Origin of the sequence: Bradyrhizobium sp. 1 (genome assembly GCF_023073315.1) — a bacterium.
Classification (GTDB): domain Bacteria; phylum Pseudomonadota; class Alphaproteobacteria; order Rhizobiales; family Xanthobacteraceae; genus Bradyrhizobium.
Map to the genome: position 1 here is coordinate 556,588 of NZ_JADPJH010000034.1, position 22,760 is coordinate 579,347.

22 protein-coding genes and 1 tRNA gene are annotated in these 22,760 nt (G+C 64.2%); 12 read left to right on the plus strand and 11 right to left on the minus strand.

The genetic code is table 11. The annotated features are described in order from the left end of the window. The first annotated feature begins 27 nt into the window (after nt 1-27). Nucleotides 28-669 carry a class I SAM-dependent methyltransferase gene (locus IVB29_RS32610; RefSeq protein WP_247507508.1) on the plus strand — a complete coding sequence of 214 codons (642 nt, stop codon included), beginning with the start codon at nt 28-30 and terminating at the stop codon, nt 667-669. 18 nt (nt 670-687) lie between these two features. On the opposite strand, the gene styB is transcribed toward IVB29_RS32610, so the two are convergent. Then, the gene (gene styB / locus IVB29_RS32615) at nt 688-1,191 is read right to left on the minus strand and encodes a styrene monooxygenase NADH-dependent flavin reductase subunit StyB (protein WP_247507509.1); all 504 of its coding nucleotides are present in this window, start codon (nt 1,189-1,191) and stop codon (nt 688-690) included. Between the two features lie 6 nt (nt 1,192-1,197). After that, the gene (gene styA / locus IVB29_RS32620; protein WP_247507510.1) at nt 1,198-2,448 is read right to left on the minus strand and encodes a styrene monooxygenase subunit StyA; all 1,251 of its coding nucleotides are present in this window, start codon (nt 2,446-2,448) and stop codon (nt 1,198-1,200) included. A 119-nt stretch (nt 2,449-2,567) separates the two neighbouring features. Here styA and IVB29_RS32625 point away from each other — a divergent pair, with 119 nt between their 5' ends. Together IVB29_RS32625 and IVB29_RS32630 are read left to right on the plus strand one after the other, a co-directional pair. After that, nucleotides 2,568-3,521: a LysR family transcriptional regulator gene (locus IVB29_RS32625; protein WP_247507511.1), complete on the plus strand. Its 954-nt coding sequence runs from the start codon at nt 2,568-2,570 to the stop codon at nt 3,519-3,521. Nucleotides 3,522-3,526: 5 nt separating this feature from the next. Continuing rightward, nucleotides 3,527-4,549, plus strand: a complete 1,023-nt coding sequence (locus tag IVB29_RS32630) for an LLM class flavin-dependent oxidoreductase (RefSeq protein WP_247507512.1) — start codon at nt 3,527-3,529, stop codon at nt 4,547-4,549. Nucleotides 4,550-4,575: 26 nt separating this feature from the next. Here the strand turns inward: IVB29_RS32630 and IVB29_RS32635 are convergent, their stop codons facing one another. Then, complete coding sequence (locus IVB29_RS32635) at nt 4,576-4,992, minus strand: hypothetical protein (protein WP_247507513.1); 417 nt, start codon at nt 4,990-4,992, stop codon at nt 4,576-4,578. Between the two features lie 115 nt (nt 4,993-5,107). On the opposite strand from IVB29_RS32635, the gene IVB29_RS32640 reads away from it, so the two are divergent. Beyond that, nucleotides 5,108-5,245, plus strand: a complete 138-nt coding sequence (locus IVB29_RS32640; RefSeq protein ID WP_247507514.1) for a hypothetical protein — start codon at nt 5,108-5,110, stop codon at nt 5,243-5,245. Between the two features lie 371 nt (nt 5,246-5,616). Next, complete coding sequence (locus tag IVB29_RS32645) at nt 5,617-7,911, plus strand: MHYT domain-containing protein (RefSeq protein ID WP_247507515.1); 2,295 nt, start codon at nt 5,617-5,619, stop codon at nt 7,909-7,911. Between the two features lie 54 nt (nt 7,912-7,965). On the opposite strand, the gene IVB29_RS32650 is transcribed toward IVB29_RS32645, so the two are convergent. Beyond that, on the minus strand, nt 7,966-8,562 hold the full coding sequence (locus tag IVB29_RS32650; RefSeq protein ID WP_247507516.1) for a TetR/AcrR family transcriptional regulator: 597 nt from the start codon (nt 8,560-8,562) through the stop codon (nt 7,966-7,968). 86 nt (nt 8,563-8,648) lie between these two features. Here IVB29_RS32650 and IVB29_RS32655 point away from each other — a divergent pair, with 86 nt between their 5' ends. Beyond that, the gene (locus tag IVB29_RS32655; protein WP_247507517.1) at nt 8,649-9,944 is read left to right on the plus strand and encodes an MFS transporter; all 1,296 of its coding nucleotides are present in this window, start codon (nt 8,649-8,651) and stop codon (nt 9,942-9,944) included. Nucleotides 9,945-10,004: 60 nt separating this feature from the next. Here the strand turns inward: IVB29_RS32655 and IVB29_RS32660 are convergent, their stop codons facing one another. Continuing rightward, nucleotides 10,005-11,324 (minus strand): aminotransferase class V-fold PLP-dependent enzyme, encoded by a 1,320-nt coding sequence (locus IVB29_RS32660; RefSeq protein ID WP_247507518.1) that lies wholly within the window; start codon nt 11,322-11,324, stop codon nt 10,005-10,007. 259 nt (nt 11,325-11,583) lie between these two features. On the opposite strand from IVB29_RS32660, the gene IVB29_RS32665 reads away from it, so the two are divergent. The 3 genes from IVB29_RS32665 to IVB29_RS32675 all read left to right on the plus strand — a co-directional run bounded on the left by IVB29_RS32665 (nt 11,584) and on the right by IVB29_RS32675 (nt 14,993). Continuing rightward, on the plus strand, nt 11,584-11,982 hold the full coding sequence (locus IVB29_RS32665) for a DUF2846 domain-containing protein (protein WP_256466929.1): 399 nt from the start codon (nt 11,584-11,586) through the stop codon (nt 11,980-11,982). A gap of 25 nt (nt 11,983-12,007) precedes the next feature. Then, nucleotides 12,008-13,084, plus strand: coding sequence for a M48 family metallopeptidase (locus tag IVB29_RS32670; protein ID WP_247507520.1), 1,077 nt, complete (start codon nt 12,008-12,010; stop codon nt 13,082-13,084). Between the two features lie 319 nt (nt 13,085-13,403). Beyond that, nucleotides 13,404-14,993, plus strand: a complete 1,590-nt coding sequence (locus tag IVB29_RS32675) for a winged helix-turn-helix domain-containing protein (RefSeq protein WP_247507521.1) — start codon at nt 13,404-13,406, stop codon at nt 14,991-14,993. 145 nt (nt 14,994-15,138) lie between these two features. On the opposite strand, the gene IVB29_RS32680 is transcribed toward IVB29_RS32675, so the two are convergent. Genes IVB29_RS32680 through IVB29_RS32690 form a run of 3 tightly spaced genes read right to left on the minus strand, consistent with a single transcriptional unit; the run spans nt 15,139 to nt 19,078 of the window. Beyond that, nucleotides 15,139-16,173 (minus strand): tripartite tricarboxylate transporter substrate binding protein, encoded by a 1,035-nt coding sequence (locus IVB29_RS32680; protein ID WP_247507522.1) that lies wholly within the window; start codon nt 16,171-16,173, stop codon nt 15,139-15,141. A gap of 22 nt (nt 16,174-16,195) precedes the next feature. Beyond that, on the minus strand, nt 16,196-18,283 hold the full coding sequence (locus IVB29_RS32685) for an acetate--CoA ligase family protein (protein WP_247507523.1): 2,088 nt from the start codon (nt 18,281-18,283) through the stop codon (nt 16,196-16,198). 3 nt (nt 18,284-18,286) lie between these two features. Continuing rightward, the gene (locus IVB29_RS32690) at nt 18,287-19,078 is read right to left on the minus strand and encodes an enoyl-CoA hydratase/isomerase family protein (protein WP_247507524.1); all 792 of its coding nucleotides are present in this window, start codon (nt 19,076-19,078) and stop codon (nt 18,287-18,289) included. 143 nt (nt 19,079-19,221) lie between these two features. On the opposite strand from IVB29_RS32690, the gene IVB29_RS32695 reads away from it, so the two are divergent. After that, nucleotides 19,222-19,998, plus strand: a complete 777-nt coding sequence (locus tag IVB29_RS32695) for a helix-turn-helix domain-containing protein (protein WP_247507525.1) — start codon at nt 19,222-19,224, stop codon at nt 19,996-19,998. Between the two features lie 44 nt (nt 19,999-20,042). Here IVB29_RS32695 and IVB29_RS32700 read toward each other — a convergent pair whose 3' ends face one another. Next, nucleotides 20,043-20,570, minus strand: coding sequence for a hypothetical protein (locus tag IVB29_RS32700; RefSeq protein WP_247507526.1), 528 nt, complete (start codon nt 20,568-20,570; stop codon nt 20,043-20,045). Between the two features lie 188 nt (nt 20,571-20,758). Here IVB29_RS32700 and IVB29_RS32705 point away from each other — a divergent pair, with 188 nt between their 5' ends. Continuing rightward, nucleotides 20,759-20,983: a hypothetical protein gene (locus IVB29_RS32705; protein WP_247507527.1), complete on the plus strand. Its 225-nt coding sequence runs from the start codon at nt 20,759-20,761 to the stop codon at nt 20,981-20,983. A gap of 141 nt (nt 20,984-21,124) precedes the next feature. Here the strand turns inward: IVB29_RS32705 and IVB29_RS32710 are convergent, their stop codons facing one another. After that, nucleotides 21,125-21,691, minus strand: a complete 567-nt coding sequence (locus IVB29_RS32710; RefSeq protein ID WP_247507528.1) for a hypothetical protein — start codon at nt 21,689-21,691, stop codon at nt 21,125-21,127. Nucleotides 21,692-22,155: 464 nt separating this feature from the next. Here IVB29_RS32710 and IVB29_RS32715 point away from each other — a divergent pair, with 464 nt between their 5' ends. Continuing rightward, nucleotides 22,156-22,608, plus strand: a complete 453-nt coding sequence (locus IVB29_RS32715; protein WP_247507529.1) for a hypothetical protein — start codon at nt 22,156-22,158, stop codon at nt 22,606-22,608. 58 nt (nt 22,609-22,666) lie between these two features. Here the strand turns inward: IVB29_RS32715 and IVB29_RS32720 are convergent. Further along, a tRNA-Arg gene (locus tag IVB29_RS32720) sits at nt 22,667-22,743 on the minus strand. Nucleotides 22,744-22,760 lie beyond the last annotated feature (17 nt).

Genomic DNA, 22,760 nt, shown 5'->3' on the forward strand with positions numbered 1-22,760 from the left:
GTTCAAAGCGCATTCTCCGATCCGCAAATGGTGGCGAAATACACCGAAGGACCGCCGCGGTTCGTTCCCGGCTACAATTCGATGCTGTCCATGGCGGCGATCCTTCTGGGCGAGCGTGCGCGTGAAGATGCGCGAATACTCGTTCTTGGCGCCGGCGGCGGCCTGGAGCTGAATGCCTTTGCGCAAGCGCGGCCGCGCTGGACCTTCGATGGCGTGGACCCGTCCGCCGCGATGCTGAATCTGGCGAAGGAGACGCTGGGTCCGCTCGCATCGCGCGCGCGTCTGCACCAAGGCTATATCGACGATGCACCGGAGGGGCCGTTCGACGGCGCGACGTGCCTGTTGACCCTGCATTTCGTCGATGTCGAGGAACGGCTGCGAATAGCGTCCGAAATCCGCCGCCGCCTCAATCCCGGCGCGCCGTTCGTCGCGGCCCATTTCAGCATCCCCGGCGACGACGATGAACGGCCGGTTTGGCTCTCGCGGTATTCTGCCTTTCTGGCCGCAGCCGGAGTCGAGCCCGACAAGGCGGCCGCCGCGCGAAAGGCGGTCGACGGCCAGTTGAGCATTCTTGCACCAGAACAGGACGTCGTGATCTTGCGCGACGCAGGCTTCTCCGACCCGACCCTGTTCTACGCCGGCTTCACGTTCCGCGGCTGGGTGGCCTAGGCCTGAAGTGCTCAGGCATCACCGATCCACCGGCACCCCCGCCCCGCGATGATACCGGCTGGAAAAAAACACCAGCGGCGTGGTGTCGCGGTAGTCGCAGGTCGAGACTTCGGCGATGATCAGCGTGTGGTCGCTGACATCGATTTGTCGTGTGACCTCGCAGGCGAACCAGGCCATGCAGTCGGACAAGCGCGGCAAGCCGTCCACGATCTCGTAATCCGGACTGGCGCCCGTGTTCGGCTGGCTCGCGAAATGCCGCGACAGGTCCCTTCCGTGATCCGGCAGCACGTTGACACAGTAGCGGCCGGTCGCCGAGATCGCGCGGTGCATGCGGCCGGGCATGACGGAGACCAGCACGGTCGGCGGCGACAGGCTGACGGTGACGAAGCTGTTCGCGGTCATGCCGCAGACGCGGCCGTGCTCGTCGAGCGCAGTCAGCACAGCGACGCCGGTTGCAAAGCGCGATGCGGCTTCGCGGAATGATGCGGGATTGGCGCGCGGCATGTCATTCCTCGCCCGCATCGATCCTCACGCAATCGCCCTGACCGGCTCTGGCGGCGCCGACATGCGGTCGATCCAGGCCTGGATGCGCTGCGGCGTGGAGATGCGATCCCACTGCCGGTCCGGGTAATTGAAGTTCTCGGTGAACTCGTTGGCCAATGCTGGATTCTGGCTCATCGCGCCGATCAGCATGCCCAAGGCTTCCGTGGGCGGCTGAAGCATCACATTGGTCCAGCGCGAGGCCGCCAGTACGCGGTCCTGCCGCTTCAAATCGATCTTCTCGCACAGGCCCGCATCACACGCCTCGGCGCTGACGATCTCCTCGCCGAGCACGAAGGCCGCGTAGGAGGCGACATTGGCGCCCTGGCCCATCATGGGATCGACGATGGCATGGACGTCGCCCAGCGCGATCGCGCATTTTCCGTCGTCGAATTCGACCATGGTGTTGCGCACAGTCGGGACGACGCCGCCTTGCAGGAGATCCTGCGGCTGCGCGAGGTCGAAGCGTGCGGTGTCGATGCGGTCGTAGGTGGTGGGATGATGCTTCTCCAGCTTTCCGAGCAGCACCTTCAGAAAATTTTTCGGGTTGTCGTCGTAGCTGAGCGTCGCCAGCTCCTCCATGTCGCCGCCGGGCACGTTCTCCATCAGCAGCGCGTTGGCGATGCCGCCGAAGGTGATGGTCGGGATCACGATCATCTCGCCGTGGCCGGGTGAGACCGAGAGCGTGACGTTCATGGGATCGGGCTGCCGCACACCGGTGTAGAGCCCGACACAGAGCCGCCGTTGCGGCTGCGAATAGGGCGTGTGCTCGGGACGGTAGGTGAAGAGCTGGCCCAGCGGCCCCTTGCCGGTCGAGACGACCAGCAGATCGAAGCGGGTGACCAGCGGACGGATGTCGCGTTCTTCAATACGGCGATATTCGATCCTGCCGCCACGCTTCATGAAGTCCTGCATCAGCGCGGGGAGATAGATCCGGTAGTCGACGGCGCGGCTCGGCTTCGAGAAATCGCCGCGAAAGCTCAGCGGCTGCGGAAAATTGAAGACATGGTCGTGGTAATCATAATAGTCCTTCGGATCGGTCCAATGATTGACACCGAGATAGTCTTCGCGTGCGAGGGTCACGTGGTGATGCGCGACGGTGTTGAGGAGCCGGCTATTTCTGTAATCCTCGGGCGGCCGGTCCGTGATGATGGTGGCCTCCACGCCATGCTTCTGAAGGTAGAGCGCGAGATGCAGTCCTGCGATTCCCGCGCCGACGATTCCGATGTTGCGTGCCACGTCATGCCCTCCCCTGATTTCCTGCCCTGTCACGGCTTGTTTCGAGGGAGCCTAGCGATCCACCGCCTTGCCCACTACGGAATAGATAGGATATAATTTATTCCAGATCGGAATGAATTATGGACCGGATCGATTGCCTGCGTGCTTTCGTTCGCACCCTGGAGGGTGGCAGCTTCTCGGCTGCGGCGAAGGAGCTCGGCATCGGCCAGCCCGCCATCAGCAAGCGTATCGCGATGCTGGAGAGCGAATTCGGAACGCAGCTGTTCTTGCGGACGACACGCACGCTGAAGCCGACGGCGGAAGCGCACCGCATCTACGATCTCGCGCGGCAGATTCTCGACAGTTTCGACATGGCGCGGTCGAGTGTCGAACAGGCAGCACCCCGCCCGACCGGCACGCTCCGGATCGGCGTTCCGTCGTCGTTCGGACGCCGCTACATGATGCCTGTCATCGCCGAGTATGTGCGGAATTATCCGGAGGTGCGGGTCGACATCCGCTTCAGCGAGCGATTCGTCAATCTTGTCGAAGAAGGCATCGAGCTTGCGCTGCGGATTGGACATCTGGAAGCGAGCACGCTGGTCGCCCGCCGGCTCGGGACCGTGCAGCGCCATCTGGTTGCGACGCCCACTTATCTGCACGGCCGCCCGCTGCCGCGGACGCCGGATGACCTGACCTCACACCAGTGCATCGTGTATTCGCGGATGTCGCTGGCGCAGCAATGGGTCTTCGACTCCGAACATGGCCGCCACGTCGCATCGATCAACGGACCGATTCACGTCGACGATGCCGATGCGATGCAGGAGGCGACGATGCAGCATCTCGGCATCGCCATCCTGCCCGACTGGAATGCCGCGGACGGGCTGCGCAGCGGCGAGCTCGAGCATGTGCTGCCGGACTACACCATCGCCGCGCTGCCCCTGCATGCGGTCTATCCGGAGACGCACTGGATGTCGCTGCGCGCGCGACGTTTTCTGGATCTCCTGGTCGAACGCGCTGAACATTTCGCGCCGCTCCATCGCATACCCGCACCGCCAGCGCAGGCGGTTGACGCCGTCCCCGCCATCATTAAATGACGCTCATGAAAAAGATCGGATTCCTCTCGTTCGGGCACTGGACGCCCTCGCCGCAGTCGCAGACCCGCTCGGCCGCGGATACGCTGCTGCAATCCATCGAGCTTGCGATTGCGGCTGAGCAGTTGGGGGCGGACGGCGCCTATTTCCGCGTGCATCATTTCGCGCGCCAGCTCGCCTCGCCCTTCCCGCTGCTCGCCGCCGTCGGCGCCAGGACCAGCACAATCGAGATCGGCACGGCCGTGATCGACATGCGCTACGAGAACCCGCTCTACATGCTGGAGGACGCAAGCAGCGCCGACCTCATCGCCGGCGGACGGCTCCAACTCGGCATCAGCCGCGGCTCGCCCGAGCAGGTGATCGATGGCTGGCGCTATTTCGGTTACCAGCCGGCCGAGGGCCAGAGTGATGCCGACATGGGGCGGCGCCATGCCGAGGTCTTCCTCGACCTGCTCCGCGGCGAAGGTTTTGCAAAACCCAATCCGCAGCCGATGTTTCCAAACCCGCCGGGACTGCTGCGGCTCGAGCCGCATGCCCCGGGCCTGCGCGAACGGATCTGGTGGGGCGCCGGCTCGAACGCGACCGCGGTGTGGGCGGCGAAGCACGGCATGAATTTGCAGAGCTCGACGCTGAAAAACGACGAGACCGGCGAAGCTTTTCACGTGCAGCAGGCTGCCCAGATCCGCGGCTATCGCGCCGCGTGGAAGGACGCCGGCCACAGCCGTGAGCCCCGCGTCTCCGTCAGCCGGAGCATTTTTGCGCTGATGGACGATCGCGACCGCGCCTATTTCGGCGGCGAGCGCGGCGGCGAAGACCAGATCGGCTTCATCGACCCGCGTACGCGCGCGATCTTCGGGCGAAGCTATGCGGCCGAGCCGGATGCACTGATCGAGCAGTTGCGGCAGGACGAGGCGATTGCGGAGGCGGATACGCTGCTGCTGACGATCCCGAACCAGCTCGGTGTCGATTACTGCGCGCATGCGATCGAAGCGATCCTGAAGCATATCGCGCCGGCGCTGGGGTGGCGGTGAGGCAATCGCCTGACCCGTTGCGCAGGTCAGGCCAGCTCTTGCTGACCTCTGATCTTGTCAAGCCAGGCCACTAAACGCGGGTGTTTGGTATATCGGCCTTCAAGGCTTGCGAGCTCCTGCTGGAACACCGGCAGCGACAGCAGCCTTTCGATATCGGGCTCCCTGATCTTCCAGATCTCCGCCGGGAAAAAGCCGTGCACCTTCAGCTCGTAGAGCTCGAAGATCGCGTGGATGATTTCATGCACGGCCCGCCGCTCGTCCGCCGTCACCTCGAGGCCGCCATCGGCCCCTTGTTCGAGGAACACCGCGACCGGCAGGCGGCGCCGCAGGTCGGAGACCCGGTCGGAATATCGCAGGAAGATGTCCGCGCCCAGACGCCGGTTGTTGGTGTGGAGCGCTACGTAGATCGCCGTCATGCCGACGATGACCGTCCCGAGCGTCATGAATCTGAGAACATGTTCGAGCACGCGTCCGTCTCCTTGCGCGAGGCAGCGGTGCTGGAAATGTAAACCACACCGAAATCTGATAAAATAGGTCGGCCGAGGCCAAGGAGATCACATGACAATCCCGTTCGAGAAGCTCAAGGCTCGCCTTCTGGCCGACCCAAAGGTCGAGGCCGAGTATGACGCGCTCGCTCCGGAATTCGAGATCGCCGCTGAATTGCTCAGGGCTCGCCTGCGGTTATCGGCGGCCTGACCTGGCGTTTGCGCAGTGTCGGCATGACATCGCGGGAGCCGTCACCGCGGATACTTCACGACACCCTTGCCGGATAGCCAGCTTCACGCACGTCGTTCCAGCACCCGGACGGCGCTAACCTGCATGTTCACCCGTCATGCACCTTGTGCGGGAGCCGGCCGACTTGCTGCCATCTTTACGTTGCAGGCTGTCGGCCGGTATTGTTCTCAACTGATTCTCGACTGACGAAGCGTGCAGATGCCGCGGCCGTCATCGGCGCGGTCACGTCTGGCGGGAACAATCCTGGTGCCGAGGATGAAGTCGGCGCCGTCGGGGGAGGACAATTTGCGGGACCGCGAACGCGACTGCAAGTTCGGCTAGCGTCAGTCGAAATGCATCATCATACGGCTCTTCACGATCCCGTTCTGGTCGCGCTCTCGGTTTTGATCGCGGCACTCGCTTCCTATACGGCGCTGGACCTGGCGACCCGGATGCGTGCAGCTTCGGGAAGGGCTCGCCGGTCCTGGCTCGCAGCCGCTGCGATTGCCATGGGCGGCGGCATCTGGTCGATGCATTTTGTCGGCATGCTGGCCTTCAACCTGGCCGGAATCGAGATCTCGTACGATCCATTCCCGACCCTGCTCTCGCTTGTCATTCCCATTGTCGTCGCCGCCGCGGCCTTTGCCGTCGTCGGACGACGCAAGCAGGCCCTGCTTGCATCAGGCTTTGCTATGGGACTTGGTATCGCCGGCATGCACTATACCGGCATGGCCGCGATGCGAATGGCGGCCTTCCTGGCGTACGATCTCCGGTGGGTCGTGCTCTCGATCGCGATCGCGATCAGCGCCTCGGTGGTGGCGCTGTGGCTCGCTTTTCGCAACACCAGCGCGGTCCAGCGGCTGTTCGCCGGATTCGTGATGGGCCTTGCGATCTCCGGCATGCACTACGCCGCGATGGAAGGCGCCATGTTCCTGCCGGCGGACCCGATGGCAGGGCGGGCGGAACATGTCGGCGTCGGCCAAGCGCCACTCGCCTTCGTGCTCGCCGGCATCACCATCCTGATCCTGAGCATCGGGATCGCCGCGGCGGTCTATGACAGGGCGTCCGCGGAGCGCGCCCAGCGCGAGGCGGGCGCACTGAGGCGCAGCGAAGAACGCTTTCGGCTCCTGGTGGAGGGCATCGCCGACCACGCGATCTTCATGCTCGATCCGGATGGGCGCGTCGGCAACTGGAATCTCGGCGCGCGCCGGCTGATGGGCTATGGCGATGACGTGGTCGGAACGAGCTACACGATCTTTCATACCGAGGAGGATTGTGCGGCCGGAGCCCCGGCCCGCGCGCTCGCCGAAGCCGAACGCGACGGCAAATGCGCCATCGAAGGCTGGCGCGTGCGCAAGGACGGCAGCCGGTTCTGGGCGGAGGCAACCATCGTCTCGGTCCGGAACGACAGCGGCGCAATCACGGGCTTTGCCAAGATCGTGCGCGATGTCAGCGAAAGGAGACGGGCGCAGGAAGCGCTGGATCGGGCGCGCGAAGCACTGACGATGTCGCAGAAGATGGAGACCATCGGCCAGCTGACCGGCGGCGTGGCCCACGATTTCAACAATTTGCTCGCGGCCGTTCTCGGCAGCCTCGAGCTTTTGAAGAAGCGCCTGCCGCCGGGCGATCCGAGGATCCAGCGCCTGGTGGACAACGCGATGCAAGGCGCGCAGCGGGGTGCCTCCCTGACCCAGCGGATGCTTGCTTTCGCGCGCAAACAGGATCTCAGGCCGGCAGTCGTCGATGTCCGCGAGCTGGTGCATGGCATGGCGTCACTGTTGAAATTCGAGGCCGGAATCCGGGTCGAGACGTTGTTTCCGATGGACCTGCCGAAGGTGAAGGTCGATGCGAACCAGCTCGAACTGGCTGTCCTCAACCTGGCGGTCAACGCGCGTGATGCGATGCCGGACGGTGGCCTGATTACCATCGCGGCTCGCGAGGAACGGGACGGCGGCGGCCCTCCGTCGAACGGCTACGTTGCGCTCTCGGTGAGCGACAGCGGCTGCGGCATGGACGATCAGACCCTCAAGCACGCTCAGGAGCCGTTCTTTACGACCAAGGGCGTCGGCAAAGGCACCGGGCTCGGTCTGTCAATGGTCCACGGACTTGCCGAGCAGTCTGGCGGCAGGCTCGTCTTGAAGAGCCGTCCTGGCGAGGGTACGACGGCAGACATCTGGCTGCCGATCGCCGAAGAAACCGCGGTGCCGGACCTGCGCGCGGAAGCTCCCGCACCCGTATCTCGGGCCAGCCGGCAGCTTGCCGTGCTCGTCGTCGACGACGACCTCCTGGTGCTCGAGAACACGGCCGTGATGCTGGAGGATCTTGGGCACACGGTGCTCGAGGCGCGCTCGGGCGAGGAGGCGCTGGATTTGCTCCGCCGCACGCGGACCATCGACCTGGTTGTCACCGACTATGCCATGCCCGGCATGACTGGATTGCAGCTTGCAAGCGCTGTCGCCGCGGAGCGCCCTGGGACGGTCATCCTCCTGAGCTCGGGATATGCGGACATTCCCAGCGACACGCAATCCAGCCTGCCGCGTTTACCAAAGCCTTTCGACCAGGCTGCGCTTGCGAAGGCCGTCCAGGCCGCGATGCATGAAGAAGAGCCAACCGGATCTATCGTCGCGTTTCGGCCGAAGAGCGCGTGACTGCCGAATGATGCGTGGCGCGCCCGCGCACGAACAGAACAGCGATGGCCCCCCTCACCCCGCCTTCACACCCGCATCGATCAACATCTTCGCCGCTGCGAGCGCCGACTGCGCCGGCCCGTCCTCCGACTGCTGGCCCGTGACGTAGATGCCCTCAACCAGCAGCAGCAGCGCGTCGCCGAGCAGGTTCGGTTGACGCGCCCCCATGCCGGCTGCGAGTTCGCGCAGGCGCTTGCGGAACACCTTCTTGTGGGCTTCGGCGACCTGGCGGGCCGGATTGTCGCGCGACGGATATTCCACCGTGGCATTGCTGAGGCCGCAGCCGCGATAGCCCTTGGCTACAGCACGCGCTGACAGCTGGCTGATATAGGCGAGCACGTGGTCGCGCGCGTTGCTGTAAGTTTTGCCGCCAGGGCGCTCAAAGTTCTCCCAGAAACTCACATCGTAGTCGCGCAAATAGGCGGCGGCGAGATCGTCCTTGGAGGCGAAGCTGCGATAGAGGCTGGGCTTGGTCACACCGGCGCGGTCCACGACCTCGTCGACGCCGACGGCGCGGATGCCCTCGCGGTAGAACAGCTCGCTTGCGGAGGCGCGAATCCGGTCGGCGGCCCGGAGCGGCGCCTGCGCGGGCGTTTGGACTTTTTTCTTCATCGGCTCCGCTGCCTTCCAGATAGGCTTGACAATGTTACTGACCGGTACGTACTAATGCCGCATCGCAATACGTACCGGTAAGTAACATGCCCCCAGCTCCTATTCAATCCACCGCCGTCTCCCGGCGGCCATTCGGCCAGAGCTACGCCTTCGTGGTCGTCGCCGTGATCTTCCTGGCGCTGCTGGCGTCCGCGGGCCTGCGCTCGACGCCGGGCGTGCTGATGCTGCCGCTGCAGAAATCCTTCGGCTGGGACGTCAGCCTGGTCTCGTCCTCGGCCGCAATCGGCATCTTCCTCTATGGCCTCGCAGGCCCGTTCGCCGCCGCCGTGATGCAGCGCTTCGGCATCCGCCGGACCGTGCTGGGCGCGCTGGCGCTGATGTCGGCCTCGACCGCTGCGAGCTATTTCATGACCGCGCCGTGGCAATTGTTCATGACCTGGGGGCTGCTCTCCGGCATCGGCTCGGGCGCGGTTGCCAACGTGCTCGGCGCCACCATCGTCAATCGCTGGTTCACCACCAATCGCGGCCTCGTCATGGGACTTTTGACGGCGAGCACCGCGACCGGCACGCTCGTCTTCATGCCGGGCCTTGCGGCACTGGTCGAATGGGGCGGCTGGAAACCGGTCGTGTTGACGGTGGCCGCCTGCTGCGCGGCGCTGATTCCGCTGATTTATCTTCTGGTGCCGGAGCGGCCCGCGTCGATCGGCCAGCGCTCCTATGGCAGCACGCATGACGACCAGCCCGCTAGCCCGGGGCAGGGCAACCCGTTCGTCGCCGCGCTCAGCAACCTTGCGCGCGCTTCGAAGACGCCGACCTTCTGGTTCCTGTTCGCGACCTTCTTCATCTGCGGCTTCACCACCAATGGCCTCGTCGGCACACATCTGATCGCGTTCTGCGGCGACCACGGCATTTTCGAGGTGCAGGCCGCGAGCCTGCTCGCGCTGATGGGATTCTTCGACCTGTTCGGCACGACGCTGTCGGGCTGGCTCACCGACCGTTTCGATCCGCGCAAGCTGCTGTTCTTCTATTACGGCCTGCGCGGGCTGTCGCTGATCTACCTGCCCTACTCGGATTTCTCCCTGGTCAGCCTGACGGTCTTCGCGGCGTTCTACGGGCTCGACTGGATCGCCACCGTGCCGCCGACCGTGCGCATCGCCAACGAGACCTTCGGCGACAAGAACGCGCCGCTGATCTTCGGCTGGGTGGTCGCGGGCCATCAGCTCGGGGCTGCCTGTGCCGCCTTCTTCGCCGGCTTCATGCGCTCGTCGCAGGGTGACTATCTGCAAGCCTTCATGATCGCAGGCGCGACCGGCCTCGTCGCAGCCGTGCTGTCGCTGATGATCGGCCGGCGGCCGGTAGAGCCTGCGCTCGCCACGGCGTGAGCGGACGCATCGGTTCCGGGGCACGCCAATCGGCTGCCCCGGAATCGGTCATCGCACGGCTTATCCGGTCTTCGTCCCCGTGACGACGGCCAGCGCCTCGACAAGACGGTCGAGATCGGCCTCATCGGTGAACAGCGCCGGCGTCACGCGGATGCACTGGCCCTTGGCGACCCCGGCGCGGCGCACCGTCATCACCTTGTGGCTGTCCCGGAGCTTCACCACGGTCGCGTCGTTGTCGGCCTTGCTGGTCTTGCCGGCGAGGCGGAAGGACGTGATCGCGCCGTACGAGCCGACTTCGTCCGGCGTCAGGATCTCGATGTCCTTGAATCCACGGGCGCGGCTCACCCAATAGTCGCGCAAATAGCGCAGGCGGGCCTGCTTCGCTGCCGCGCCGATCTGCTGATGCAGCACCACGGCCGTGGGCACGGTCAGCACCGTCGCGAAATTGACCGTGCCGGTATGCACCCGCGAGCGGATGTCGGTCTCGGCAAAGTCCTCGTCGCCCATGTCGCGGTCGATGTCGGCGAGGCGATCCTTCCTGATGTAGAGAAAGCCCACCCCGAGTGGCGCGCCGATCCATTTGTGCAGATTGAAGCCGACGAAATCGGCCTCGAGCTCACCGACCTTGAAGTCCATCTGGCCCCAGGAATGAGCGGCGTCGACGATGGTATCGATGCCCTTGGCCTTCGCCATGCGGGCGATGTCGGCGATCGGCATGACGAAGCCGGTGCGATGGCTGACATGGGTCAGGAGCAGGAGCCTCGTCTTGGGATTGGCTTCGATAGCGCGGGCATAGGCGTCGAGCACCGCCTGGCGGGTGGCGGGTTCCGGGACATCGAACTTGACCACCTCGACGCCACGGCGGCCCTTCAGCGCGTTCATTGCATACTGCATCGAATCATAGTCGAGGTCGGCATAGAGCACGCCGTCGCCGGGCTTCAGCCTGTTGTAGCCGCCGATGAGGAGTTGCAGCGCTTCGGTCGCGCCGCGGGTGAGCGCGATCTCGTCGGGCGCAGCACCAACCGCCTCCGCCACCTTGGCGCGCACAGCCTCGAAATCCGCCCCCGCGCGCTGTCGCGCATAGTAGGTGTTCTGATAATTGATCATGTCGGACTGGCGGATGAACTCGCGCCTCACCGGCTCAGGCATGATGCCCCAATAGCCGTTCTCGAAATTGACGACATCGGGCGTCACCGCATAGAGGCCCTTCACGGCCGTCCAATAGGCCTTGTCGGTAGCGATGGCCGCCGCTGTTCCGGTCGGCTGCGGCGGCAGGGCTTCGGCCGCGATGGCCGGCGTCGCCAGCGATGCGACGGCTGCGGCCGCAAGACCCTTCAGGATCGACCGGCGGTCGGACGTTAGTGTCTCAGTCAGATGCATATCAGTCTCCACGATGCGCGGCGAAAGGAGCAGCGATCAATAGAGCGCGAATGACGGAGCGGTGACAGTTCGATGATCGACTATGTTTCGGCGGTGACCTCGGCGCCTGGACCGACCACGACCTGCGGTCGCGATTGACTTCAACCACCACCCCGGCCAATGATGCCGTGGGGACAGTTGGAATTGTGGGGCGAGAATGCGTTTGGGTGTGGGGGTCGTCGTCGTGGCCGCGTTGCTTGCGGGCTGCGCATCGGGTCCAATGGGCAGCACGGCACTGACTGATAACGTCAAGTCGAATACGGCACGCCTAGTGGTCTATCGCTCGTCGGCCCTGGGATTTGCGGTCATGCCCAACTACGCCGTCGACGGACGCGTGATTGGCGGCAGCCAGGCCGCGGGGTTCTTGTCGTGCGATCTGCCTCCGGGCCGCCACGAGGTCGCCGTCAACAATCTGCCGCTGAGCAGCAATCTGTTCGGGCAAGGCAGCGAGAAGGTCGGCGTCGATCTGCGCGCCGGCAGCACGACCTATCTCTCTGCCCAGCCGCAGATGGGAATCGTGACGCCCGGCGCGATCACGCTGATCCAGGTCACCGAAGGCCAGGGCCGCGCCGACGTCGCCAGCCTGCATCAGAGCAGCGGCTCATGCGGCAAGGCGTGATTCGAATCGATCCGCCAACGCGCGGATGACACGCCTTGTTCTGAACATCATCCTGCGTCTCGGTCGCTACGCCGTCCTCCCGGTCGCGGCGCTGGCCTGCGTGATCCTGGCCATTTGGTTGACGGCGCTCGATCGCTACGCCATCGCGACGCTGGCCACGGCGCCGATCGTGTTCGCCATTTTCACAGCCGCAATGGCGCTCGCGATCGGTCTTCTGTTTCTGCCCTCGCGCAAGCACCGGAGCTTCGAAGCGAACGAGGAGGCCGCCCCGGGCCTGTGGGCGGCGTGGACGGAGCTCGACCCAAGCTTTATCCGATCGAACCGCAGTTTGCTGATCAACACCGATTTCAACGCGTCGATCGGCGAGGTCAACCGGTATGCCGGGCTGTTCGGGCGGCACGTCACCATGACCGTCGGCCTGCCGTTGCTGATCATCCTGGATGAGCCCGCCCTTCGCGCGATCATCGCCCATGAGGTGGCCCATGCCCGGCTCCGGCACACTTCTGGAAGCGTCAATCTTGCGGATTTCATCGCGGCGTCCGAGAACGTGCTCTTCTACGCCAATCCGGACTGGACCATTACCGGACGCATCGCGAGGGCCGTGCTCCACTCCATGATCGAATGGCTCGACAGGGAATATCGCGCGCTGTCACGGCAGAACGAGCTCCACGCCGATCTGGGCGCAGCCGAACAGGTTGGACGCGCCGGGATGGCGCGCGCCCTAGTGCTGATGGAAGCTTGCGGCACGCGCCTCACCGATCTCGTCTACGTCCCTCTGGAAAAGGAGATGCTGGGCGCCATCAACGCGCCACGCCCGCCGTTCGAGCGTGTCTTCAAGCAGCTTGGGAACATCAGGGCGCCGGAGCCGATGAGCGCAGCCGCACTCGCCGGTCTAACGCGCGAGCACGATCAGAACGCAACGCATCCGCCATTTGCCAAGCGGCTTGCCAATCTCGGATACGCCGGCGTCCCTGATATCGATGAGATCAAGACATCAGCCATCGACGGGCTTCTCTCGCCGGATGCGGCAAACGACATCGTCGCCCGCTTCGACGAGGATTGGCGGAAGAAGGCGCAGGCCTGGGTCACCGTCGGCAGGTGAGCGCCGTTACCACTGGTAGTTCACCACGCCCTTGCCGGCTTAGCCGCGCGTCACGTTCGAGAACTCGCCTTCAAAGGTCCCTGAGGCAGACCAGCCGGTCAACCATGTCTTTTCCACCGACGCCGTAGATTTGCCCGCGCGCCGGATATCTCGATGCGAGCGCGTGTCCGGCACGAGGCTGGACGGCGTGTCGCACCTGCTTGATTCTACGACCGGAATCCAGCCAGCGAGGGTTGCCTGCAATCAGGGCGTTCATATCTCGGCCCGGCCACACCGAAAATCATGGTGTCGTTCTGAAAAAGTTCTTAAGCATCGCGCCATGGCCACGAGTTACTTCATCGGTCCGTTTCGGCTGGATGCTGACGCTGCGCTTCTTTTTCGCGGCAGCGCGCCCGTCGCGCTCGGCCAACGCGCGATCGCCGTGCTGCGCGTGCTGGTGGAGCGCGCGGGAATACCGGTCTCAAAGGACGCGCTGATCAAACAGGCCTGGGCCGGCCTCATCGTCGAGGAGAGCAATCTTCCGGTCCAGGTCGCGGCATTGCGCCGCGTCTTCAGTGAAGAAGCAGGCGGCGAGCGCTGGATCGAGACCTTGCCCAAATACGGCTACCGGTTTGCAGGTCCGCTGAGCGCCGGTGCGCAGGATTCCGTGGCGGCGGAGCCGGTATCGCCGGTGTTTGGCGCGGCGACAGAGGCGCTTCCGCTTCCGCCGCAACCGGCGGTCGCGGTGCTGGCGTTCCAGAACATGAGCGGCGATCCCGAGCAGGACTATTTCGCCGACGGCGTCGTCGAGGAGATCATCACGACGCTGTCGCGCTTCCGCTCGCTGTTCGTGATCGCGCGCAATTCCAGCTTCACCTACAAGGGCCGCGCCGTCGACGTCAAACAAATCGGCCGCGAGCTCGGCGTCAGCTTCGTGCTCGAAGGCAGCGTGCGCAAATCGGCCGACCGTGTACGCATCACGGCCCAGCTGATCGACGCGGCGACCGGCGCGCATCTGTGGGCCGACCGGTTCGATGGTGCGCTCGAGGACATCTTCGACCTCCAGGACCAGATCGCGCGGCAGGTGGTGGGGCTGCTGGTGCCGAAGCTCGAGCATTCCGCGATCGAGCGCGCCAAACGCAAGCCGACCGAGAGCCTTGGCGCCTACGAATATTATCTGCGCGGCACCGCGGCGATCTACCGCTTCACCATCCGCGAGGCCAATGTCGAAGCCTTGCAGATGTTTCGGCGCGCGATCGCGCTCGATCCGGAATTCGCGTCCGCCTACGGCATGGCCGCCTATTGCTACGTCAAGGACCGGACCAACCGGTGGCCGACCGACGATCTCGCGCGCGACATTGCCGAGACCGACCGGCTGGCGCGGAATGCGATCCGCCTCGGCAGCGACGACGCGCTGGCGCTGGCAACCAGCGCCGGGGCGCTCGCCTATGTCGTCCGCGATCTCGACACCGGCGCCGCTTGCATCGAGCAGGCGCTCCAAGTCAACCCCAACATGATGTGGGCGTCCTATTTCGCCGGCTTCATCAAGAGCTGGATGGGCGAGCCCGAAGCCGCAGTCGGACATCTGATGTACGCGATGCGCCTCAGCCCGGTCGATCCGCTGATGCCGCTGATGCAGGTGGCAACCGCGCACGCCCATTTCTTCGCCGGCCGCTACACCGAGGCCTCGACCTGGGCCAATGCGGCCCTGCGCGGCACGCCAAAGCTGTTGCCAGCGCTGCGCATCGGTGCATCCGCGGATGCGTTCACCGGAAATCTGGAGTCCGCGCGAAAGGCCGTGGCCCGGCTGCTCCAGATCAATCCCGATGAACGCGTGTCCAATTTGGAGGCGATCTACGGTCCCTACCGCCGTGCGGACGATGCCTGGCGCTACGGCGAAGGATTGCGGCGCGCCGGACTGCCTGAGTGATCCGCACCGGCCGGCCATCAGAGGCAGGGATTCGTCACCGGCGGCCGCTTGACCGACAACAGCGTGTTCAAGGTCGAAACCCGCTTGTCGTGCTATTGCAGCCATCGCCTTGAGGCTGACGGGGAAGATATCGCCGAGCGGAAGCTTACTGCACCTCGATGTTCGCGTCCTTGACCAGCTTGCGCCAGCGTTCCTCCTCCTGCCCGACATAGCGATCGAGCTGTTCCGGAGCGCCGCCAACCATGATGAGGCCTTCGTTTGCCTCCAGTTGCTTGAAACCACCGGACTGAACGGCCTTTGCGACCGCCTGATTCAGGCGTGCAATCACGGGCGCTGGCGTTTTGGCCGGAGCGTACAATCCGTACCACGACTCGGCGGCATAGCCGGGCACTCCCGCCTCGGCGACGGTGGGCAATTGCGGAAATGCCGTCGAACGCTCGGCGGATGTGACAGCTAGCGCCCGCAGCTGACCCGCGGCCACCAGCGAGGCCGCGCTCGCCACGGTGGTGAACATCACGTCGATCTGTCCGCCCAGCAGATCGCTGATCGCAGGCGCCGCACCCTTGTAGGGCACCGCCGTCATCTTGACCTTCGCCATCGCATTGAACAGCTCGCCCGCGAGATGAGCCGAGGTGCCGGTGCCGAACGTCCCGAAATTGAGCTTGCCCGGATTGGCCTTGGCTTCAGTGATCAGATCGGAGATCGAGTTGATTTTGGATATCGGGTTGACGACGACGATATTGAACGACCGCGCGATCAGCGAGACCGCCGCGAAATCCTTGTGCGGATCGAACGGCAGCTTGCTGTAAAGGCTTGGGTTGACCGCGTGCGCGAAGGTGGCCATCAGCAGCGAATAGCCGTCGGGTTCGCTGGTGGCCACTGTCTGGGTTCCGATGATGGTCCCGGCGCCTGGCTTGTTCTCGATGATGACGGGCTTGCCCAAATCCGTTGAGATTTCCTGCGCCGTCGTTCGCGCGATGATGTCGGTCCCGCCACCGGCCGCGAAAGGCACCACGATCTTGACGATCTTGTCGGGATATTCGGCGCGCGCCGGCGCCACGCCCAGCCCCGCGACGACCGGCAAGACTATGCAGGCGAGGATGGCGCGGTCCGACCAGCGCCGTATGGCGAAACTCTTCTTGCGCGCGCCGTCGTGATTGATGATTTCGCCAATGGCCATCTGGAGCTCCACCCGTTTTTGTTCAGACATTGAGAACGACCAATCCGTCGGCCGCCTTCACGCCCTCGCCCGCCGGCAGTACAAACACCGGATTGATTTCAGCCTCGACGAGGCGGTCGCCGAGTTGCGCAACCATGCGCGAGAAAGCGACGATCGCTCTCGCGAGCGCTTCGACGTCGCATTTCGGCCGGCCCCGAAAACCGTCCAGCAACGGCCATGTGACGAGATCGCGCGCCATCGCGTCGGCCTCGGACAGATCGAGACCGCTTCCCGGTGGGAGCAGACGCATCGTCGTGTCCTTGAACAATTCGGCGGTGACGCCGCCCATGCCGAGAAGGATCGCCGTCCCTAAGGGATCGCGATGCATCCCGAGAATGATTTCGACGCCGCCGGAGATCATCTCCTGAACCAGGAACCGTTCGGGTCGCTTCCCGGCCCTTTCCCCGACCTCCTTCGCCATCGCGGTCAGGCGGTCGCCAATTGCATCAGTGGTCAAATTGACCGCGACGCCGCCGACGTCGCTCTTGTGGGCGATCTCGCGCGAGAGAATCTTGAGCACGACCCGGCCACCGAAGTCGCGCGCCGCCTGTTCAGCTTCACTTGGCGTTGCGACCACCTTCTCTGCCACGACCGGAACGCCAAAACGGGCGAACAAGGTTTTGGCCTGTGCTTCATCCAGCGATCCCGCCGGGAAGTCGCTGATATCGACTGCCGGCGCGATCGAGCCGGATGTCTGGATTTGCTCCGGCATTCCAGCCCGCAAAAGCCCGTCGAGCGCAGCAGCGCAGCTCTCGGCGGACGTATAGGCGGGGACGCCTCGCCGCGTGAGGATGGAGCCAACGTCGGGCGCGTGGGGGCTGACATAGGCAATGACGGGCTTGTCGCTCATCGGCAGGCAGTCGTGGATGGCATCGGCCATCAGCGTCGGCGATCCCACGGCCGACGAGCCGACGATAATGGTCAGCGCGTCGTAGGATGGACTTGCGAGCAGGATGCGGATTGCGGCGCGCAGCAGATCCGGCTGCAGACCGGCCAATGTCACGTCGATCGGATTGCGATCGAGCGCGGCGTGCGATCCCGACTGAAGGCTGCGCAATTGCGCGGCCGTCTCAGGATCGGGAGCGGGTGTTGTAAAGCCGGCCACGCCGAGACTGTCGGACACGATCGTGCCGGCGCCGCCGGTCGAGGTGAGGATCGCCACACGCCGGCCGGAAAGCTTCCGTCCCGCCGCGAGAGCTGCGGGAATGTCGAGCAGGTCTTCGAACGCCTTCGCGCGGATCACGCCGAGTTGCGCGAATAAAGCGTCGTACATGCGGTCGGAGCCCGCAAGCGCCCCCGTGTGCGAGACCGCCGCCTTTGCCCCCGCTTCCGACCGCCCGATCTTGAAGGCGACGACGGGTTTGCCGGCGCGTCGCGCCTTGAGAACCGCCTCCCGAAAGCGAGCCGGGTTGCGGATCGCCTCGATATAGAGCGCGATGACCCTGGTCGCGCTGTCGTCGGCAAGAAAGTCGATGAAATCAGCCAGTTCGAGATCGGCTTCGTTGCTGGTCGACACCAGCTTTGACAACCCTACCCCGCGCGCCGCGGCGCGCGACAACAAGGCGCCGAGAATGCCCCCGCTTTGCGAGACCAGACCGATCGAGCCGGTCGGAAAATGATCCATCGCCAGCGCGCCGGATGCGGACAGCACGATATTGTCGGTGAGATTGACGAGGCCGATCGTGTTCGGCCCGAGCAGGCGCATGAATCCGGCGGCCTCCATCAGCTGCTTCTGGCGCTCGGCGCCTTCCGCCCCGGTTTCGGTGAAGCCGCTGGCAAGGACGATCGCAGCCGCAGCTCCGCGCTCGGACAATTCGCGCACCGCGATGTGCGCGCGCTCCGCGCCGAGCAGGACAATGCCGACATCTGGCACATCAGGCAGCGACGCGATGTCGGGGTAGCAGCGCAGGCCGCCGATATCCGCGACCTTCGGATTGACGGGATAGATCGCACCCGCAAAGCCGTGCTTCCGAAGATAGGAGACCGGCCGCCCCGCCGTCTTGCCCGGGTCTGCCGAGGCACCGATAATGGCGACGCTGCGCGGCCGGATCAGGCGTTCGATCGCATCCATCGGTCAATCCTTCGACGAGGATTGCGCAAGGAACGCCGTCACGGCGTCGCGATGCTCCGCGCTCGTATAGCAGATGGCCTGCGCCTGGCTGCCGAGACTGAAAATGTCATGCGCGGAATGCTCGAAGGTTTCGTTCAGGATCTTCTTGCCCAGCGCGAGCGCGGTGGGAGACCCCTGAGCCAGTTCGACCGCCCAGGCCTGCGCTGCCGGCAGGAGTTCGGTCGCGGCCACCTTGCGATCGACGATGCCGAGCGAGAGCGCTTCGTCGGCCTCGACCATGCGCCCGGTGAAGATCAGCTCCTTGGCCCTGGGAAGCCCGACCCGGCGAGGCAGGAAATACAGTCCGCCGCCGTCGGGTATCAAGCCTCGCTTGATGTAGGACCAGGTGAATTTCGATCGCTCCGTTGCCATGACGAAGTCGCAGGCCAGCGCGGTGTCCGCACCGAGGCCCGCCGCGGCGCCGTTGACCGCGGCGATGGTCGGTTTCGGCAGGCCCAGCAGGAACGACTGCACGTGGTGCACACCCTGCTGACGGCTCCATCCGTTGAAAGCAACTTCGCCCTGCGGCGACTCGAGCCGGCGCTTCATGCCGCTGATATCTCCGCCGGCGCAGAAGGCGTTGCCGCGCCCGGTCAGCACCAGGGCCTTGATCGTCTTGTCACGGGCGACGGTTTCGAGCGCACTGACGAACTCGGCGCGCATGTCGTCGCTCATGGCGTTGCGCCGTTCCGGCCGGTTGAAAGCAATCGTCGCGATACCGGCTTCGACCGAAAATTCGATGAGCTGATAGGACATGGCAAGCTCCGTGGCGGGAGTCGTTGAGGCGTGCGCGGCCAGGCATTCTTCTTCCCGTGCCTATAGCGGCTTGCATCCTCAGGAACATCCCCCTAATTCCACTTAGTGGAAATGCCTTATGGGAATGATTTGGGAGGCTGGATGTGGCGCAGGCGCGCAGATACGCAGGCGGGATCGACGGCAACCGGTCGCTCGAAAGGGGGGTCGAAATCCTGCGGGCTTTCCGTCCCGGCGTCGACACGCTGGGCAACGGCGAGATTGCGGAGCGAACCGGATTGCCGCGATCGACGGTCAGCCGGCTGATACGAACGCTGGTCAATTCCGGGATGCTCGACGAAGTCCGCACGGAGCGGACCTACCGTCTGGCCGCGTCCGTCATCAGTATCGGCCACGCGATGCGGACAGGGTCACCCGTGCTCAACGCGATCGGAGCGATGATGCGGGCCGAGTCAGCGAAGCGCCGGCTCAACGTCGGGTTAGCTACCGCGGATCGAACCATGATGGTGTATCTCGAATCAATCCGCTACAGCCCGCGCCCGGCGCTCCGCAACGTGGTCGCCGGCCAGCAGGTGCCGATGGAGTTGACCTCGCTCGGTCGTGCCTATCTCGCCGGCATTGCCGCGGCCGAGCATGAGCGATTGCTCAAACTGTTCAAACGCCGCAGCGCCGCGGCCACGAAGGCGCTGCTCGCGGACGTCCGGACATCGATCAGCTCCGTCGAACGCAACGGCTATTGCGCGGTGTCGTGGCAACCCGGCGTTCTTGCCGTCGCAACGCCCATCGTGCTCGAGGGGCTTCCGGTCTACGCACTGAACATGAGCCTGCAGAATGTCGATCGGTCCGATGCGCTGGCGCGCGAGATCGGGGCGTACCTCAACGCCTTCGCAGCCAAGTGCAGGGAGGCGCTGGCGGGGCGCTGAAGTCATTTGGGTGCGGCGCCTCGATCAAACGCCAGACCCGGCCATCAAATCCCGCCGGGTAGCTCAACCCCCGCTTCCGTCAGGTCACGAAGGAATTTTCGCACCAGGAGCATGTTGGTTCTCTGCAGTTGGTGATTATTGCCGAACTTGAACTGGTTGGCTTCGGTCACGATCAGTCCTCCGTCGGTCTCGCGGAAAATGCCTTCCTTCTTCAAGCGATCGGCACGCCGTCGGACTGTTTCGATCGGCAGACCGAAAAAGCGGGACAGGGCGGCACGGGAAACGCCCTGCTTGATCTCATCCGGCTCAACAGCCAGGACACTGCCAAATTGCCGGTCCAGGTCGGGGTTCTTCATCACCTTGAGCACGTTGGCGTTCAAGACCGCATGAATGATCATCAAGTCCAGCGGATCGAAATCGTAGTGGCGGAACATTTCGCTGGCTGCGCACAGCATGTAAGCCAACGAGTGGCGAGAGACGGCTCGGATCAAATCCGAGGCGATTTCCTCGCCTTTAGTCGTACCAACCATCGCCAGCGCCCGTTTCTGCGGATTTTCCGTTTCGGCGCCCACGAGCGGGTTGTTCGTATCCGTGACGCACCGCGCGTGAGGCACGACCGGTCTACTGTCTACCCCCAATATGGGTACGGTCGCGGTTCCATCGGGTCAATAGCTGGCTTGTCGGCAATATCATTTTCACCGATACGAGGTTGAATTGCCGGGCGCGAAATTGGCGCTTTACAACATTGGTCGTAGGCCAAATGACATTTATCATCGAAGCCGTGAAAGACGATTGCCGCACCGTCGATTTCCGTTCCAGCGCCATCGTTGCGGTGATCCTGGCCCGCAAGCATGCGGTGAATGGTTTTGTGGTTTCGATCACGGACCCCGACGGGCGGCTTTTTTCCGCCGATCAGTTCAACCGTTTGCTGACGAGCAAGGGGCTTGGTTCGGATCCGATGGCGCATGATGTGGGGCGGCGCTGAAGCGGGCCTGGTCGGCCCTCCGAAATCGTATTTCGTCTTCGCACCGGCGCTTGCGTCGCCGGGCCAGTTCGGGCGCCAAAGGAATTCGTTGGTCGTCATTTCCAAAATCCAGTTCCGGATCGAACAGGTCGCGGCAGCCTGCTAAACTCCGGCATGGTCGCGCTTAGGCCGCGACCGGGAATTCCGGGTGCGAGCAGGAACATGGCCAGCAAACACGTGCTCGAAGGGTTGATGAGGTGGTCTACGCGCGATCGATGGGCCGATCGTTTCGACTGGGTCCTTGAAGATCACCTTGCCCCCACCTGCGAAGAAACCGGCATCGAGATCGAGCAGATCGCTCCGACCATCGGCGAAGATCTGTTCATGAACGTGGTGTGGGCCTGCGCTTTCGAGGACTTCCTGACCCGTGAATTCGACGGCGAGAACGCGACCGATGACTATCTCAAGCGCCGCGGCTGGAAAGAATCCGCCTCGGTTCGCAACTACATGGCGGCGCTGCGAAAATCGACGATGAGCCTCTATGAGGTCAGCGACATTGTCCCTGGCACTTCGTTTCTGGCGCGCGACCTGATCCGCGACGGCGAACCGATCCTGGTCAGCGAGCGCCGTGCGACCCAAAGCCTCAAGCCATGGGACCGCATTGCCGCGCGCATGGTTGACATGGGATCGCGAACGCAGATCGGCGGCGGCCTGCTGGTATTCGACCACGAGACATCGGAACTCTTGCTCGAGGCCGTCCGCAAGCTGGAGTCGCTGACCAGCGAGGAAGAGCGCGAATTGGCCGAGGCGAGCGGATATGGGTCCGATGAAGAGGCATTCTCGGACCTTTCTCCCACCAAAAGGCTGCGTGCAATCACACCCATATTCACGACGTTCTGGCTCGTCGACGCGATCGACCGAATTCGGTCGCCGCGTATTCCCGAGTTGCGGAACGCCGAAGGCGACGAGCTGACGCTGTGCGAGGCGCGCTTCCCGTTCGCCACCCGCATCACGGGGCGTGACATCAGAGCGGCTTTGGAAGCACGTCCGGAGTTTCGTGCCACGAGCTCGAAATCGTGGAGCTGGGTTAGCGAAGAAAGCGGCGTAGCCAAGCCGCCCGCCGCCGCATCAGAGCACGATGGGCCATCGCGTGAACGGCTCACCTTCGAAACATGGTCCGACGAGAACAGCTCGTGCTCGGCGACGTACGGCTGGAGGGCAAGACGTTGGTGCTCAGTGCCAACTCCGAGCAGCGCTGCAACCGCGGATGCGCGCTGCTGTGCGACGCGCTCGGCGGACTCGTGCGCCATCCCTCGGTCAAGACCGAAGCGGTCGCGCAGATCATGGCCTCGCAACAATCTGCGATTCCAAACCAGCTCGACATTCCTGAGGAGCAGCAGCGCGCCATCGTCCATGATTACATGGACCGGCATTACCGCGACGTGCTCGATCAACCTGTTCTCGCGCTGGGAGGGCAAACGCCGCGTGTCGCGGTCAAAACGGAGGGCGGACGGATCAAGGTCGTCGAGTGGCTCAAGCTCATGGAGAACCGGACGGCGAAGTCAGCCGATTCAGATGATCCGATGGCCAGCTACGATTTCGCGTGGCTGTGGAGAGAATTGGGTCTCAGTGAGCGGAGGGAGTGAACGAGCCGCTTCAAGCGCAAAAACGGCTGGTTTTGGAGTACCCAGTTTTGTGCGGAAATGGCGCGCCCGGAACGATTCGAACGTCCGACCCTCAGATTCGTAGTCTGATGCTCTATCCAGCTGAGCTACGGGCGCATGCGCCGCCCATGTCG

Coding starts and splice junctions, on each gene's coding strand:
- IVB29_RS32610 (WP_247507508.1), top strand. CDS start 28: ATGGTGGCGAAATACACCGAAGGACCGCCGCGGTTCGTTCCCGGCTAC.
- styB (WP_247507509.1), bottom strand. CDS start 1,191: ATGCGGGCGAGGAATGACATGCCGCGCGCCAATCCCGCATCATTCCGC.
- IVB29_RS32625 (WP_247507511.1), top strand. CDS start 2,568: ATGGACCGGATCGATTGCCTGCGTGCTTTCGTTCGCACCCTGGAGGGT.
- IVB29_RS32630 (WP_247507512.1), top strand. CDS start 3,527: ATGAAAAAGATCGGATTCCTCTCGTTCGGGCACTGGACGCCCTCGCCG.
- IVB29_RS32635 (WP_247507513.1), bottom strand. CDS start 4,992: ATGACGCTCGGGACGGTCATCGTCGGCATGACGGCGATCTACGTAGCG.
- IVB29_RS32640 (WP_247507514.1), top strand. CDS start 5,108: ATGACAATCCCGTTCGAGAAGCTCAAGGCTCGCCTTCTGGCCGACCCA.
- IVB29_RS32645 (WP_247507515.1), top strand. CDS start 5,617: ATGCATCATCATACGGCTCTTCACGATCCCGTTCTGGTCGCGCTCTCG.
- IVB29_RS32650 (WP_247507516.1), bottom strand. CDS start 8,562: ATGAAGAAAAAAGTCCAAACGCCCGCGCAGGCGCCGCTCCGGGCCGCC.
- IVB29_RS32655 (WP_247507517.1), top strand. CDS start 8,649: ATGCCCCCAGCTCCTATTCAATCCACCGCCGTCTCCCGGCGGCCATTC.
- IVB29_RS32660 (WP_247507518.1), bottom strand. CDS start 11,324: ATGCATCTGACTGAGACACTAACGTCCGACCGCCGGTCGATCCTGAAG.
- IVB29_RS32665 (WP_256466929.1), top strand. CDS start 11,584: ATGGGCAGCACGGCACTGACTGATAACGTCAAGTCGAATACGGCACGC.
- IVB29_RS32670 (WP_247507520.1), top strand. CDS start 12,008: ATGACACGCCTTGTTCTGAACATCATCCTGCGTCTCGGTCGCTACGCC.
- IVB29_RS32675 (WP_247507521.1), top strand. CDS start 13,404: ATGGCCACGAGTTACTTCATCGGTCCGTTTCGGCTGGATGCTGACGCT.
- IVB29_RS32680 (WP_247507522.1), bottom strand. CDS start 16,173: ATGGCCATTGGCGAAATCATCAATCACGACGGCGCGCGCAAGAAGAGT.
- IVB29_RS32685 (WP_247507523.1), bottom strand. CDS start 18,283: ATGGATGCGATCGAACGCCTGATCCGGCCGCGCAGCGTCGCCATTATC.
- IVB29_RS32690 (WP_247507524.1), bottom strand. CDS start 19,078: ATGTCCTATCAGCTCATCGAATTTTCGGTCGAAGCCGGTATCGCGACG.
- IVB29_RS32705 (WP_247507527.1), top strand. CDS start 20,759: ATGACATTTATCATCGAAGCCGTGAAAGACGATTGCCGCACCGTCGAT.